Source organism: Pseudomonas sp. FP603 (assembly GCF_030687415.1).
Lineage (GTDB): Bacteria > Pseudomonadota > Gammaproteobacteria > Pseudomonadales > Pseudomonadaceae > Aquipseudomonas > Aquipseudomonas wuhanensis.
In genome coordinates this window covers 6,448,787-6,462,499 of the sequence record NZ_CP117431.1, presented here as the reverse complement: position 1 = coordinate 6,462,499, position 13,713 = coordinate 6,448,787, and the positions used below count along the sequence as shown (strand labels likewise).

11 protein-coding genes are annotated in these 13,713 nt (G+C 60.2%); 2 read left to right on the top strand and 9 right to left on the bottom strand.

The window, feature by feature from the left end; genetic code table 11:
* Positions 1–44: 44 nt before the first annotated feature.
* The 9 genes from phaC (PSH65_RS29760) to PSH65_RS29720 all read right to left on the bottom strand — a co-directional run bounded on the left by phaC (PSH65_RS29760) (position 45) and on the right by PSH65_RS29720 (position 12,414).
* Positions 45–1,727: a class II poly(R)-hydroxyalkanoic acid synthase gene (gene phaC, locus PSH65_RS29760; RefSeq protein WP_305424066.1), complete on the bottom strand. Its 1,683-nt coding sequence runs from the start codon at positions 1,725–1,727 to the stop codon at positions 45–47.
* Between the two features lie 129 nt (positions 1,728–1,856).
* Positions 1,857–2,711: a poly(3-hydroxyalkanoate) depolymerase gene (gene phaZ / locus PSH65_RS29755; RefSeq protein ID WP_305424065.1), complete on the bottom strand. Its 855-nt coding sequence runs from the start codon at positions 2,709–2,711 to the stop codon at positions 1,857–1,859.
* Between the two features lie 134 nt (positions 2,712–2,845).
* A complete protein-coding gene (gene phaC / locus PSH65_RS29750; RefSeq protein WP_305424064.1) occupies positions 2,846–4,525 on the bottom strand; it encodes a class II poly(R)-hydroxyalkanoic acid synthase in 1,680 nt (559 codons plus the stop codon).
* A gap of 242 nt (positions 4,526–4,767) precedes the next feature.
* Positions 4,768–5,148 (bottom strand): DUF971 domain-containing protein, encoded by a 381-nt coding sequence (locus PSH65_RS29745; RefSeq protein ID WP_305424062.1) that lies wholly within the window; start codon positions 5,146–5,148, stop codon positions 4,768–4,770.
* Positions 5,149–5,354: 206 nt separating this feature from the next.
* A complete protein-coding gene (hslU, locus tag PSH65_RS29740) occupies positions 5,355–6,695 on the bottom strand; it encodes an ATP-dependent protease ATPase subunit HslU (RefSeq protein WP_305424061.1) in 1,341 nt (446 codons plus the stop codon).
* Between the two features lie 54 nt (positions 6,696–6,749).
* The gene (gene hslV, locus PSH65_RS29735; protein ID WP_007936812.1) at positions 6,750–7,280 is read right to left on the bottom strand and encodes an ATP-dependent protease subunit HslV; all 531 of its coding nucleotides are present in this window, start codon (positions 7,278–7,280) and stop codon (positions 6,750–6,752) included.
* Positions 7,281–7,510: 230 nt separating this feature from the next.
* Positions 7,511–8,218, bottom strand: a complete 708-nt coding sequence (locus PSH65_RS29730; RefSeq protein WP_030129222.1) for an SPOR domain-containing protein — start codon at positions 8,216–8,218, stop codon at positions 7,511–7,513.
* A gap of 1 nt (position 8,219) precedes the next feature.
* Positions 8,220–9,956, bottom strand: a complete 1,737-nt coding sequence (gene argS, locus PSH65_RS29725) for an arginine--tRNA ligase (protein WP_038978603.1) — start codon at positions 9,954–9,956, stop codon at positions 8,220–8,222.
* A 238-nt stretch (positions 9,957–10,194) separates the two neighbouring features.
* The gene (locus PSH65_RS29720) at positions 10,195–12,414 is read right to left on the bottom strand and encodes a primosomal protein N' (RefSeq protein WP_305424057.1); all 2,220 of its coding nucleotides are present in this window, start codon (positions 12,412–12,414) and stop codon (positions 10,195–10,197) included.
* A gap of 170 nt (positions 12,415–12,584) precedes the next feature.
* Between PSH65_RS29720 and rpmE the strand changes: the two genes are divergently transcribed.
* Together rpmE and PSH65_RS29710 are read left to right on the top strand one after the other, a co-directional pair.
* Entirely contained in the window at positions 12,585–12,815 is a 231-nt protein-coding gene (gene rpmE, locus PSH65_RS29715) for a 50S ribosomal protein L31 (RefSeq protein WP_007899231.1), read from the top strand.
* A 14-nt stretch (positions 12,816–12,829) separates the two neighbouring features.
* Entirely contained in the window at positions 12,830–13,630 is an 801-nt protein-coding gene (locus tag PSH65_RS29710; RefSeq protein ID WP_305424056.1) for a thermonuclease family protein, read from the top strand.
* The last annotated feature ends 83 nt before the right edge of the window (positions 13,631–13,713 follow it).

Genomic DNA, 13,713 nt, shown 5'->3' with positions numbered 1-13,713 from the left:
GTCGAGTCATACCACGGCCATTGACGGCCGTGGTTCGTTGAACGTCAGCGCACGCGCACGTAAGTACCGGGTGCTGCCTCCATCGGTGGATAGTTCTGGTTGCCGAGGGCCATCTGGGTTTCGCGTTGTGCGCCGGAGCGTTCCTGAATCCAGCTCAGCCATTGCGTCCACCAGCTACCGTCGACGCGTTTGGCGTCGTAATACCAGGCCCGCGGGTCGCTGCTCAGTTTCGGATTCTCGACGTAGTTGGCTTTCGGATTATTGGGCGGGTTGAGAATGCTCTGCACATGACCGCTGTTGGACAATACGAAGCGCCGCTCACCACCCAGCAGCAAGGTCGAGCGATACACTGCATCCCACGGGGTGATGTGATCGTTTATGCCCGCCACACTGAAACTGTCGACGGTAACTTTTTGCAGGTCGATCGGTGTGCCGCACACTTCCAGCCCGCCCGGATGATTCAGCGGGTTGTGCTTGAAGAAATCCAGCAGGTCGCCATGAAACGCCGCCGGCAGGCGCGTGTTGTCATTGTTCCAGTAGAGGATGTCGAACGCCGGCGGCTCCTTGCCGAGCAGGTAGTTATTGACGAAGTAATTCCAGATCAAATCGTTGGGACGCATCCAGGCAAACACCCTGGCCATGTCGCGACCTTCCAGAACGCCCTTCTGATATGAGCGGCGCTTGGCCGCTTCCAGCGTCTGTTCGTCGGCGAAGAGGGTGGCCGGGCTGTCTATCTGGCTGTCGAGCATGCTGACCAGGTAGGTCGCGCTGGACACCCGTCGCAGCTGCCGCTTGGCCTGCAAATGCCCTTGCAGCGCAGCGATGGTCAGCCCGCCGGCACAGGCCCCCATCAGGTTGACCTCGCGAGCGCCGGTGATCGCCCGGCACACATTCATCGCTTCTTCTACGGCTTCGACGTAAGACGACAACCCCCATTCGCGATGACGCACATCGGGATTGCGCCAGCTGATAATGAAGGTCTGCAAACCGTTTTTAAGGGCGTACTGGACGAAGCTGTTGTTGGGGCTCAAATCGAAAATGTAGTACTTGTTGATCTGTGGCGGCACGATCAGCAAGGGTTTGGAATACTGTTTTTCGCTCATCGGCTTGTACTGGATCAGCTCCAGCAGCTCATTGCGAAACACCACGGAGCCGGTGGTGGTGGCGACCGTTTTGCCCACCTCGAATGCTTGTTTGGTGACTTGTCTTGGAAGGCCGTCGTTGTGCAGAAGGTCGTCGAGCAAATGGCCAATGCCCCGGACCAGGCTGCTGCCGCCGGAGTTGAAGAGTTCCTTGATCGCCAGCGGATTGAGCAGGGTGTTGGACGGCGCCACGGCGTCGTTGATCAAGGCAAAGGCGAAGTGGGCGCGGGCACGATCATCCGGGCTCATGTTGCTTTCATCAATCCAGCTTTTGACTTCTTTCTGCCAGCTCAGATAGGCCTGCAGGCTGCGGCGATAAAAAGGATTGAGACTCCACGTCGGGTCGGTAAAGCGACTGTCCTGCGGGTTGGTCGGGTGCAGGGTTTCACCCAACAGGACACGGCCCAACTGGCGGCCCAGCTTCAAGGCATGCCGGGCCGTATACACCGGGTTGCGCAGGCCGTGGGTGGCCAGGCTGCGCAAGGTCGAAAGCAAATCCCGGCCGCGCAGACCGGTAATCGCACTCTGAGCATTGATGAATGCAGCGGGAGTGGGCAAAGAGCCCTTCGCTGGTTTGTCGCGCATGAGTTAACACTCCTTCGTCATCAGGCCAAAAACAAACACACCCGAACAAAACACCATAGACGTTGTTGCGGGTTGTTGCGCGGCACGGCCTCCTGGCGACTCCTTTTCATAAACAAAAGCCGGAGTCGGTTAACCGCCCGATGGCGCCGGATGCGGATGCATGACTGCGCGCTGACGTTCCTCTTCAAGAAACTTCATGATGATCGGTGCCACCGCTTCGGCACGGGTAATCAAAAACAGATGGCCGTCATCGATGATGTGCAATTGGGCATTTGGAATTCGCCAAGCCAACATGCGCATGTTGATCAGCGGGATCAGTGGATCGTCGTCGCCGGCCAGCACCAGAGTTGGCTGGTTGATCTTGTGCAGCCAGTGAATGCTGGTCCAGCCGAGCCCGGCGAACAGCTGCCAGTAATAACCGAGTTTGCCTGCCGAACGGACCCTGGCGGCGTGACTGGCTGCCAGGGTCGGATCGCGACGGAACGAGCCGCCATATATCATCGGTGCAATCCGGATCACATGGGATGGCTGGATGTAGCGCCGTGGGCTGGCCATCATCCACAACACTTTCGGCTTGCCCGGCACCATCACTGTGCCGGCCGCTGTAGCTGCCAGCACCAGCTTCTTGCAGCGCTCGGGATAGTCATAGGCAAATTGTTGCGCCAGGGCGCCACCCCATGACACGCCGATCACATTGACTTGCCCGTAATCGAGATAGTCGAGCATTCGAGCCGTGAGTTTCGCCAGGCCCGAAAAGCGATACGGGCGGGTGGGAGTCGATGAGCCGCCGACGCCGGGTACGTCGAAGGCGATGACTTCCAGGTCCGGATCCAGAGCCTGGACGAACGGGAATATCAGCTCCAGGTTGGCGCCGATGCCGTTGAAAATCAGCAAGGGCGTCAAGTGAGGCTTGCCGGGGCGTACCGCAGTGCGGAGGGTCTGGCCATCCAGGTTGACGGTACGAAAGACGAACGGTTGCGGCATGCACAGAGCCCTGTAGGTTTTAAACGCTGATCGAGCCGTCCCGGGCCGTCGCAGAATGTTCGAGGCTGGCCTCGAGAGTAATCGATAGAGATCGCGGCACCTCCCAGTGCCGCGGACTGCGAGTCATTTGAAACTCAACGTTCATGCACGTAAGTGCCCGGCGAAGCTTCACCCGCTGGATAGGTCTTATTGCCAAGGTTGGCGGGGGATTTTTTCAGTTTGCCCGAGCGCTCGGCCTGCCACGCCTGCCAATGCAACCACCAGGAGTCGGTGTGCTTGGTGGAGTTTTCCATCCACTCCTCAGCCTTGGCCGGCATGTCGGTGCTGGTCATGTAGCGTGCTTTCGGATTGCCCGGCGGGTTCAGAATGCTCTGGATATGCCCGCTGCTGGACAGCACGAACTCGACTTTGCCGCCGAACAGTTGTGCCGACTTGTAGCAGGACTTCCACGGGGTGATGTGATCGTTGGTGCCGGCCAGGGAAAAGATGTCGGCAGTCACCTGTTTGAGGTCGATCGGTGTGCCGCACACTTCCAGGGCGTCGGGACGGATCAGTGGGTTGTTTTTGAACATCTCGATCAGGTCGCCATGGAACGCCGCCGGCAACCGGGTGGTGTCATTGTTCCAGAACAGAATGTCGAAAACCGGCGGCTCATTACCCAGCAGGTAGTTGTTGACCCAGTAGTTCCAGATCAGGTCGTTGGGGCGCATCCAGGCGAAGACTTTCGCCATGTCGCGACCTTCCAGTACACCGGCCTGGTAGGAATGGCGCTTGGCGGCTTCGAGGGTCTGCTCGTCGACGAACAGGGCCACATCGCTGTCCAGGGTGGTGTCCAGCACGCTGACCAGCAAGGTGAGGGCGTTGACCTTCTTCTCACCGATCGCTGCGTAATGACCCAGCAGTGCGGTGCAGGTGATGCCGCCGGAGCAGGCGCCGAGCATGTTCACGTCTTTGCTGCCAGTGATCGCGGTGACGACATCGACCGCTTCCTTGAGCGCTTCGATGTAGGTCGACAGACCCCACTCGCGCTGCTCCTTGGTCGGGTTACGCCAGCTGACGATGAACGTCTGCACGTTGTTGCGCAGGCAGAAGCGCGCCAGGCTCTTGTCCGGGCTCAGGTCGAAAACGTAGAACTTGTTGATCTGTGGCGGCACCACCAGCAGTGGGCGTTCATGCACCTGCTCGGTGATCGGTCGGTACTGGATCAACTCCAGCACATCGTTGCGAAACACCACTGCGCCTTCGGTCACGCCCAGGCTCTTGCCGACTTCGAATGCACCCATGTTGACCTGGCTCGGCATGCCGCCGTTGTGCACCAGATCCTTGGCCAGATGGGAGAGACCGTCGAGCAGGCTCTTGCCACCGGTTTCGAAGAAACGTTTGACCGCCGCCGGGTTGGCCGCCGTATTGGTCGGGGCCATGGCTTCGGTCATGAGGTTGATCACGAAATGCCCGCGAGCGACGTCCTTGGGCGAGAGGTTGCTGTCATCGATCCAGGCGTGAAGCTCTTTGCGCCATGCCAGATAAGTTTGCAAATAACGTTTGTAGAGCGGGTTCTGACTCCACGCCGGGTCAAGGAAGCGACGGTCATCACTTTGTGGTTGAAGCTCGGATTTTCCGAGCAGCACATTCTTGAGCTCGATGCCGAAATGGGCGACATGCCTGGCACTGTGGATGGGCTGCCTGATGGCCTGGCTCAGCACCATGCGGGCAGAGCCCAAGAGATCCTTTCTGCGTAGTCCAACAACAGGATTCAGCCCCAAGGTGTTTTCCGAAGCCTGAAATTTCAAGTCATCGTTAAGCTTGTTACTCATCTACGACGCTCCATTGTCCTGAGACGAGTACCTGAGTCTAGCTGTGTAGTCACACAACAAATGCCAGGTACTACTGCTCGGGTGACCGTTAATTGCGCATCGCTACAAATGCACGGAACTTGCCAGTTCCATTGGTTACCCGAGTTTAATTTTTTTCGCAAGCGGACCAATCGTTGACACCGCAGCGAAGCATTCAAACAGATGAAATTAGAAAATGCCCTCTAAAGAGCCAGAGGTCTGACCTAGAGCATCAGCTTGACGACCGACTCATTCGGGTCGCGGGTCTTTCCAGCCGCTTTGAGTTCCGCAAGATAATCATTCCAGAGATCTTCTTGGCGCACTGCCAGCTGGTACAGATATTCCCAGGTGAACAAGCCGCTGTCGTGTCCGTCGTCGAAGGTCAATTTCAGTGCGTACTGACCGGCCGGTTCGACTTTGCTCAGGCCGACGCCGATCTTGCCAAATTGCAGGATAGGTTTGCCGTGGCCCTGGACTTCAGCGGAAGGAGAGTGCACGCGAAGGAACTCGGCGCTCAGGTGATATTCCTCGCCGGACGCGTATTTGAGCGTCAGGGTTTTCGAGGCTTTGTGGAGTTTGATGTCGGTGGGGAGTTGGGTCGTCATGGGGCCGGTCTTCCGTCTGTATGGAGGCCCTGTGTCGACGGGTGACCTGTGGCGAGGGAGCTTGCTCCCGCTCGGCTGCGCAGCAGCCGTAAATTCGGCGAATGGGGTCTGTCTGGCAGACCGCATTCACTGAGTTTTGGGGCCGCTTCGCGACCCAGCGGGAGCAAGCTCCCTCGCCACAGAAGCCCGCTCACACAGAATGTGACCTACAGGATATAACGGGACAGGTCTTCGTTCTGCGCCAATTCGCCCAAGTGGCTGTTGACGTAGTCGGCATCGATCAGGATCGGCTTGTCCTCGTGAGTGCTGGCCAGATCACCGGCGCTGAACGACACCTCTTCGAGCAGGCGCTCGAGCAGGGTATGCAGACGACGGGCGCCGATGTTCTCGGTCTTCTCGTTGACCTGCCAGGCGATCTCGGCGATACGCTTGATGCCGCTTGGCTGGAACTCGATCAGCAGCCCTTCGGTTTTCAGCAGTGCACAATATTGCTCGGTGAGCGATGCATGGGGTTCGCTGAGGATGCGCTCGAAATCTTCCGGGCTCAGGGCCTTGAGTTCGACCCGAATCGGCAGACGGCCTTGCAGCTCGGGCACCAGATCACTCGGCTTGCTCAGGTGGAACGCACCGGAAGCGATGAACAGGATGTGGTCGGTCTTGACCATGCCCAGCTTGGTGTTGACAGTGCAGCCTTCGATCAACGGCAGCAAGTCGCGCTGTACGCCTTCACGGGACACGTCGACGCCACCGGTATTGCCGCGCTTGGCGACCTTGTCGATTTCGTCGATGAAAACGATGCCGTGCTGCTCAACGGCTTCCAGGGCCTTGGCCTTCAATTCTTCTTCGTTGACCAGACGACCGGCTTCTTCGTCGCGAACCAGTTTCAGCGCTTCCTTGACCTTGAGCTTGCGGTTTTTGCGCTTGCCCTTGCCCATGTTGGCGAACAGGCTCTGCAACTGGTTGGTCATTTCTTCCATGCCCGGTGGCGCGGAGATATCGACGCCGGTGATTTCGGCGACTTCGATTTCGATCTCCTTGTCATCCAGCTGACCTTCACGCAGGCGTTTGCGGAACAGCTGACGAGTGTTGGAATCGGCCGACGGTGCGGAGTCCTCGTTGCTGAAACCCATGCGTGCCGGTGGCAGCAAGGCGTCGAGGATGCGCTCTTCGGCGGCGTCTTCGGCGCGGTGGCGAACCTTGGTCATTTCCTGTTCGCGCAGCAGTTTGATCGCGGCATCGGCCAGATCACGAATGATCGATTCGACGTCGCGGCCGACGTAGCCCACTTCGGTGAACTTGGTCGCTTCGACTTTGATGAACGGCGCGTTGGCGAGCTTGGCCAGGCGACGGGCGATCTCGGTTTTGCCGACACCGGTCGGGCCGATCATCAGGATGTTCTTGGGGGTGACTTCGACGCGCAGCTCTTCGGGCAGCTGCATCCGGCGCCAGCGGTTGCGCAAGGCAATGGCGACGGCGCGTTTGGCATCGTCCTGGCCGATGATATGGCGATTGAGTTCGTGGACGATTTCACGGGGGGTCATGGGCATAGTAATTGGCGGTCCTCAAGCAAAAGCGAGCCGTGGCGCGATGGCCAACACAGCTTACTCAGCGAGATCCTGCTCCTCGATGGTGATGTTGTGGTTGGTGAACACGCAGATGTCGCCAGCGATGCCCAGGGCGGTTTCGACGATTTCCCGGGCCGACAGGTCGGTTTTCTTCAGCAGCGCGCTGGCCGCAGCCTGGGCGTAGCCGCCGCCGGAACCCATGGCGATCAGGCCTTCTTCGGGCTCAACCACGTCACCGTTGCCGGTGATGATCAGGGAGGCATCTTTGTTGGCGACCGCGAGCATGGCTTCGAGGCGGCTGAGGGAGCGGTCGGTGCGCCATTCTTTGGCGAGTTCGACGGCGGCGCGAACCAGGTGACCCTGATGTTTCTCAAGCTGGCCTTCGAAACGCTCGAAGAGGGTGAAGGCGTCAGCGGTGGCCCCGGCAAAACCGGCGATAACCTGGCCGTGGTAAAGGCGGCGAACTTTTTTCGCATTGCCTTTCATCACGGTATTGCCGAGCGAAACCTGGCCGTCGCCGCCCATGACGACTTTGCCGTGGCGGCGAACTGAAACGATGGTGGTCAAGGGAGAGTCTCCACGCAGCGGGGCGAAAATGCCTTATGCCAACTCATATGGGGGTGGTGGAGCGTTTTTCAACTGTAGGACGCGGTGGGGGACGAGCGGTGCGCGTATTGATCGTTCCCACGCTCTGCGTGGGATGCAGCCCGGGACGCTCCGCGTCCCTTTCTAAAGCTGGAACGCGGAGCGTCCCTTGAGGCGTTCCCACGCAGAGCGTGGGAACGATCAGCGGAAGGTCAGCGGCTTTGGCGTTGTTGTAACAGCAGGTTGCTGAAACCGCTGCCAGCCAGTTGCTTCTGGGCGGTGGTCAGCTGTTCGCGGTTGCTGAACGGGCCGACCAGCACCCGATACCATGTCTCGTCCTTTACAGTACCGGATTCAACCGCCACGGCCTGACCCAGCAGGATGATCTGCGCACGCACCTTGTCGGCATCGGCTTCCTTGCGGAACGAACCGGCCTGCAGGAAGAACTTGGTCACCGGCGCAGCTTTCGCCACGGGCGGCGCTGGCGGCGGGGTGATGCCAGCCAATGCCGCTTGAGCCCGGGCGGTGTCGATCTTCGCCGCTTCCGCTGGCGTTACCGGCGTGGTCGGAATGGCCGGCACTTGTGGTGTCGGCAGGGTTTTCTCCGGCACCGCGTCCGGCGGCACAATGACTTCCGATTCCGGCAGCAAGGTGTAGAAGTCGTACTTCGGCTTCACCGGTTGCGTCGGGCTCGGCGGGGTCTTGTTAGCCTCGGCGATCTTGGTGGCTTTTTGCTGCTCGATCTTCTCGCGCTTGACGGTATCGCTGCCCTTGCCCGGCTCCAGCTTCATCAGGAACACAATGAACGCACCGACCGTAAGGCCGATGGCCATCCACAGCCAGCCCGGGATCGGTTGCTTTGCAGGAGCTTGGTAACGGCTGGCGCCACGCTTGGGTGCAGGTTTTTTCTTGGCAGCCAACTTACATACGCTCCAGAGTTTCCAGACCCAAGAGTTCCAGGCCTTGCTTGAGAGTGCGGCCAGTCAGCGCGGCAAGGCGCAGGCGGCTCTGCATTTGCGCCGGGGTGTCGGCACCGAGGATCGGGCAGTTCTCGTAGAAGCTGGAGAACAGGCCGGCGACATCGTACAGGTAGGTGCAGAGGATATGCGGCGTGCCTTTGTCGGACACGTTATTCAGGATTTCACCGAACTGCGCCAGTTTCGCCGCCAGCTCATGTTCGTGCGCGGCTTCGAGGACGATCTGCCCTTCGACTTCGCTGAAGTCCTTGCCAAGCTTGCGGAACACACCGGCCACACGGGTGTAGGCGTACAGCAGATACGGCGCGGTGTTGCCTTCGAAGTTCAGCATCAGGTCGAAGTTGAAGCTGTAGTCGCTGGTGCGGTGTTTGGACAGGTCGGCGTATTTCACCGCGCCGATGCCCACGACCTTGGCGATGTTGCGCAACTCGTCTTCAGCCAGTTCCGGGTTCTTCTCTTTCACCAGGGTGTAGGCGCGTTCCTGGGCTTCGGTCAGCAGGTCGATCAGCTTCACGGTGCCGCCGTCACGGGTCTTGAACGGACGGCCGTCGGCGCCGTTCATGGTGCCGAAGCCCATGTGTTCCATTTCCATCGGGTGCGTCACGAAGCCGGCCAGGCGCGCGACCTGGAACACTTGCTGGAAGTGCAGGGCCTGGCGTTGGTCGACGAAGTACAACGCGCGATCAGCTTTCAGCACGCCGCTGCGGTAGCGCACGGCCGCCAGGTCGGTGGTGGCGTAGAGGTAGCCGCCGTCAGCCTTGACGATGATCACCGGCAGCGGGTCGCCGTCGGCGTTTTTGAATTCGTCGAGGAACACGCACTGGGCGCCGTTGCTTTCGACTAGCAGGCCAGCGGCCTTGAGGTCGTTGACCACGTTGATCAGGTCGTCGTTATAGGCGCTTTCACCCATCACGTCGGCCATGGTCAGTTTGACGTTCAGCAGTTCGTAGATTTTCTGGCAATGGGACAGCGAGATGTCTTTGAACTTGGTCCACAGCGCCAGGCAATCCGGGTCGCCGGCTTGCAGCTTGACCACCAGGCCACGGGCGCGATCAGCGAATTCTTCGGACTCGTCGAAGCGTTGCTTGGCGGCGCGGTAGAAGTTTTCCAGGTCCGACAGCTCATCGCTGGTGATCGGGTTTTCCTGCAGATAAGCCATCAGCATGCCGAACTGGGTGCCCCAGTCGCCAACGTGGTTCTGGCGGATCACTTCGTCGCCGAGGAATTCCAGAACCCGCGCCACGCCGTCGCCGATGATGGTCGAACGCAAATGGCCGACGTGCATTTCTTTGGCCAGGTTCGGGGCCGACAGGTCTACCACGGTGCGCTGCACCGGGCCGGCTTTGCGCACGCCGATGTGGTCGTCGGCCAACGCCGCGTCCAGGCGGGTCGCCAAGGCTTGAGTGTTCTGGAAGAAGTTCAGGAAACCAGGGCCGGCGATTTCGGCTTTGGAGACATTCTCGTCAGCCGGCAGCGCGGCGATGATTTTCTCGGCCAGGTCGCGGGGTTTCATGCCCGCAGGCTTGGCCAGCATCATGGCGATGTTGCTGGCGAAGTCGCCGTTTTTCTTGTCGCGAGAGTTTTCCACCTGGATCGCCGGCGACAGGCCTTCAGGCAACACACCTTCGTTGACGAGTTGGGTGATGGCTTGTTGGATCAGCTGGCGAATGGTGTCTTTCATGGTCTGCTCTTTCGGCCGCAAGCGCGGCGGCGCTTCGATGCGCTGGTGGAAAAACTGGGCATTATCCGTTGCGAAGACGGGCTTGCCAACTATAGCGGGCAGGTTATGGATATGTGGTGACAATTCGGCCGCCTTCGCGGGCAAGCCCGCTCCCACAGGGTAAGTGGTATGACGTAGAGCATGTGAACAACGCAGATCCCTGTGAGAGCCGGGCTTGCCCGCGATAGCGATCTTGAATTCAATACAAATCGACCGGATCCACATCCAGCGACCAACGCACCGCCCGCCCACTCGGCATCTGCTCCAAAACCAGCAACCAACTGCTCAACAACCGATGCAACGGCGCCCGGGCCGTGGCCTGCAACAACAACTGTGCGCGGTAGCGTCCGGCCCGGCGTTCCATCGGCGCCGGCACCGGCCCCAGCAACTCAATCCCGGTCAGATTCTGCTCGGCCAGCAAACGCTCGGCCTCGCTGCACGCCTCATCGAGAAAACCTTCGGCCTGCCCCGGTTTATGCGCCTCGGCCCGCAGCAGCGCGAGGTGCGCAAACGGTGGAAGCCCTGCGGAACGGCGTTCGCTCAACGCCTGTTCGGCGAAGGCGAAATAGCCCTGTTCGGTGAGTTGCACCAGCAGTGGATGGTCCGCCAGGTGCGTCTGGATAATCACTTTACCCGGCTCTTCGGCTCGCCCCGCGCGCCCGGCGACCTGGACGATCAACTGCGCCATGCGTTCGCTGGCGCGGAAGTCACCGGAGAACAGTCCGCCGTCGGCATCGAGAATCGACACCAGGGTTACCCGAGGAAAGTGATGCCCTTTGGCAAGCATCTGTGTGCCGACCAGAATGCATGGCTGGCCTTTCTGAATGGTGGCGAACAGTTGACTCATCGCGTCTTTGCGTGAAGTGCTGTCGCGGTCGACCCGCAGCACCGGGACGTCCGGAAACAAAATTCCCAGGCGTTCTTCAGCGCGCTCGGTACCGGCGCCCACGGGCCGCAAATCGACCTTGCCGCACTTCGGGCAATGCCGGGGCACTCGTTCGACGTAGCCGCAATGGTGGCAGCGCAGTTCGCCAGAGCGCTGGTGCACGGTCATTCGCGCGTCGCAGCGCTGGCATTCAGACATCCAGCCGCAGTCGTGACACAGCAAGGTGGGCGCAAAACCACGGCGGTTGAGGAACACCAATACTTGTTGGCCTGCGGCCAGGGTCTGACCGATAGCTTGCTGCATCGGCCCGGAAATGCCGCTGTCCAGCGGACGACTTTTCACGTCCAGGCGCAGGAAGCGCGGTTGCTTGGCGCCGCCGGCCCGCTCATTCAGGCGTAAGAGGCCGTAACGACCGGTGTAGGCGTTTTGCAGGCTTTCCAGTGAGGGTGTGGCGGATCCGAGGACAATCGGGATGTTTTCCTGCCGGGCGCGGACCAGTGCCAGGTCGCGGGCGTGATAGCGCAGGCCTTCCTGCTGTTTATAAGAGCCGTCGTGCTCTTCATCAATGATGATCAGGCCGGGGTTCTTCATCGGCGTGAACAGTGCCGAACGGGTGCCGATAATAATGTCGGCCTCGCCATCCCGCGCCGCCAGCCAGGCTTCCAGGCGTTCGCGGTCATTGACTGCGGAGTGGATCAGCGCGATGCGCGCATTGAAGCGCTGCTCGAATCGGGCCAGGGTTTGCGGGCCGAGGTTGATTTCCGGGATCAGCACCAGGGCTTGCTTGCCGGCCTCGAGGGTTTCGCGGATCAACTGCAAATAGACTTCGGTCTTGCCGCTGCCGGTGACGCCGGCCAGCAGGAACGCGTGATAACTGTCGAATCCGGCGCGAATCGCCTCGTAAGCGGCGCGTTGCTCCGGGTTGAGCGGCAATTCCGGTTGCGCCAGCCAGTGTTCGTGGCGCACACCGGGCGCGTGCCTGCGGATGTCTACCTGCACCAGATCCTTGGCCAGCAACAGATCGAGGCTGTCCTTGCTCAGCATCAATTTGCTCAGCAGTTGATGAGCGACGCCGTGGGGGTGTTGGGCCAGAGTCGCCAGTGCTTCACGTTGTCGCGGGGCGCGGGCGATGCGCGGATCATCGAGGCTGGCGCCGGGCGCGGCGGACCAGAAGCGTTCCTGGCGTGCTTCGGCCAGTTCGCCTTGTCGCAACAGTACCGGCAGTGCCCAGCTCAAGGTGTCGCCGAGGCTGTGCTGGTAATACTGGGAAGTCCATAGGCACAACTTGAACAGTGCGGGCGGCAGCGGCGGCGTGGCGTCGAGCAGCGCCAGGGCGGGTTTGAGTTTTTCTGCCGGTACTTCGCTGGTGTCGGTGACCTCCACCAGAATCCCGATCATCTCCCGCCGACCGAACGGCACCCGCAACCGCATTCCCGGGTGCAACTGGGCGCGCAGGACTCCGGCCGGGGCACGGTAATCGAACAGGCGGCGCAGGGGCGAAGGCAGGGCGAGGCGCAAAATGGCGTTGGGCACGCGATTGTTTTCTCGATGAGAGGGCGATGAAGAAGGCCGGGAGCCTAGCAGACGACTGGTTTAAGCGACAGCTTGCGTGAATACCATTGTCTGGTAGAATCCGCGGCCTAATTACGTGCGGTATTCAACAATGGTGTTGAGTGGCGGCACGCTAGCCTGAGGAATACATCATGAAAGCCGATATCCATCCAACATACGAAATCACCGCAGTTACCTGCAGCTGTGGCAACAAGTTCGAAACTCGTTCGAACCTGGCCAAGCCTCTGGCGATCGACGTATGCAACGAATGCCACCCGTTCTACACCGGTAAGCAGAAGACTCTGGATACTGGCGGCCGTGTACAGCGCTTCGCAGACCGTTTCGGCGCTTTCGGCAAGAAAGCTCCAGCTGCTGCAGAGTAAGGTTGAAGGGCCCGATGGGCTTTTCCTTGCTGATAAAAAAGGCGTCCCTCGCGGGCGCCTTTTTTGTGTCCGCGATTTGGCTTTCCGGTGCCCAGGCCTTCTGCCCGGCGCCGAGCGGGCTGACGTCGGTCGCAGTGCAGCGGGTGGTAGATGGTGACACCTTGCGTCTGCGTGATGGTCGCAGCGTGCGCATGATCGGTTTGAATACGCCGGAGTTGGGCAAGCAGGGGCGTTCCGACGAACCGTTCGCCGTCGCTGCGCGCAAGCGCCTTGAAGCGCTGGTGGCCGCCAGCGACGGGCAGGTCGGTTTGCTGCCGGGTAAAGAAAGCAAAGACCATTACGGCCGGACCCTGGCCCATGTCTATGGCCTCGATGGTGCCAACCTCGAAGCGCAGATGCTCGCCGAGGGCCTCGGTTTTCAGGTGGCGGTGGCGCCGAATGTCGATTTGGTCGCCTGCCAGCAAGCGGCCGAACGCAGTGCTCGTCGGGCCGGTCTCGGGCTGTGGCGACAATCACCTGTACTGAAAGCGGAGCAGATCAGCGCATCCGGCTTCGCCATGCTCAGCGGTCGTGTGAGCAAGGTTCAGCGCAATCGCGGCGGGGTTTGGATCGAGTTGCAGGATTCGGTTGTATTGCGGGTTGCACCCAATATGCTGGACCAATTCGATGTCGCATCGCTTGAAAAGCTCAAAGGCAAGCAAATCGAGGCTCGTGGCTGGGTGGTGGATCGTTCGCGCCGCGGAGGGTTGAAACCGGGGCAGGCGCGCTGGCTGCTGCCGCTGACCGATCCGGCGATGTTGCAGGCGGCACCGTAAGAAAAAATTGTAGACATTTTTTTCGTTTATTGTGAACAGTCTATCCCTTGTGTTCCGTGGCTCTTGGCCCAAAGTCGTAGGGC

Bases quoted from the DNA above. Each gene is read 5' to 3' on its own strand.
- phaC (WP_305424066.1), bottom strand. From the start codon at position 1,727: ATGCGCGACAAACCAGCGAAGGGCTCTTTGCCCACTCCCGCTGCATTC.
- phaZ (WP_305424065.1), bottom strand. From the start codon at position 2,711: ATGCCGCAACCGTTCGTCTTTCGTACCGTCAACCTGGATGGCCAGACC.
- phaC (WP_305424064.1), bottom strand. From the start codon at position 4,525: ATGAGTAACAAGCTTAACGATGACTTGAAATTTCAGGCTTCGGAAAAC.
- PSH65_RS29745 (WP_305424062.1), bottom strand. From the start codon at position 5,148: ATGACGACCCAACTCCCCACCGACATCAAACTCCACAAAGCCTCGAAA.
- hslU (WP_305424061.1), bottom strand. From the start codon at position 6,695: ATGCCCATGACCCCCCGTGAAATCGTCCACGAACTCAATCGCCATATC.
- argS (WP_038978603.1), bottom strand. From the start codon at position 9,956: ATGAAAGACACCATTCGCCAGCTGATCCAACAAGCCATCACCCAACTC.
- rpmE (WP_007899231.1), top strand. From the start codon at position 12,585: ATGAAAGCCGATATCCATCCAACATACGAAATCACCGCAGTTACCTGC.
- PSH65_RS29710 (WP_305424056.1), top strand. From the start codon at position 12,830: ATGGGCTTTTCCTTGCTGATAAAAAAGGCGTCCCTCGCGGGCGCCTTT.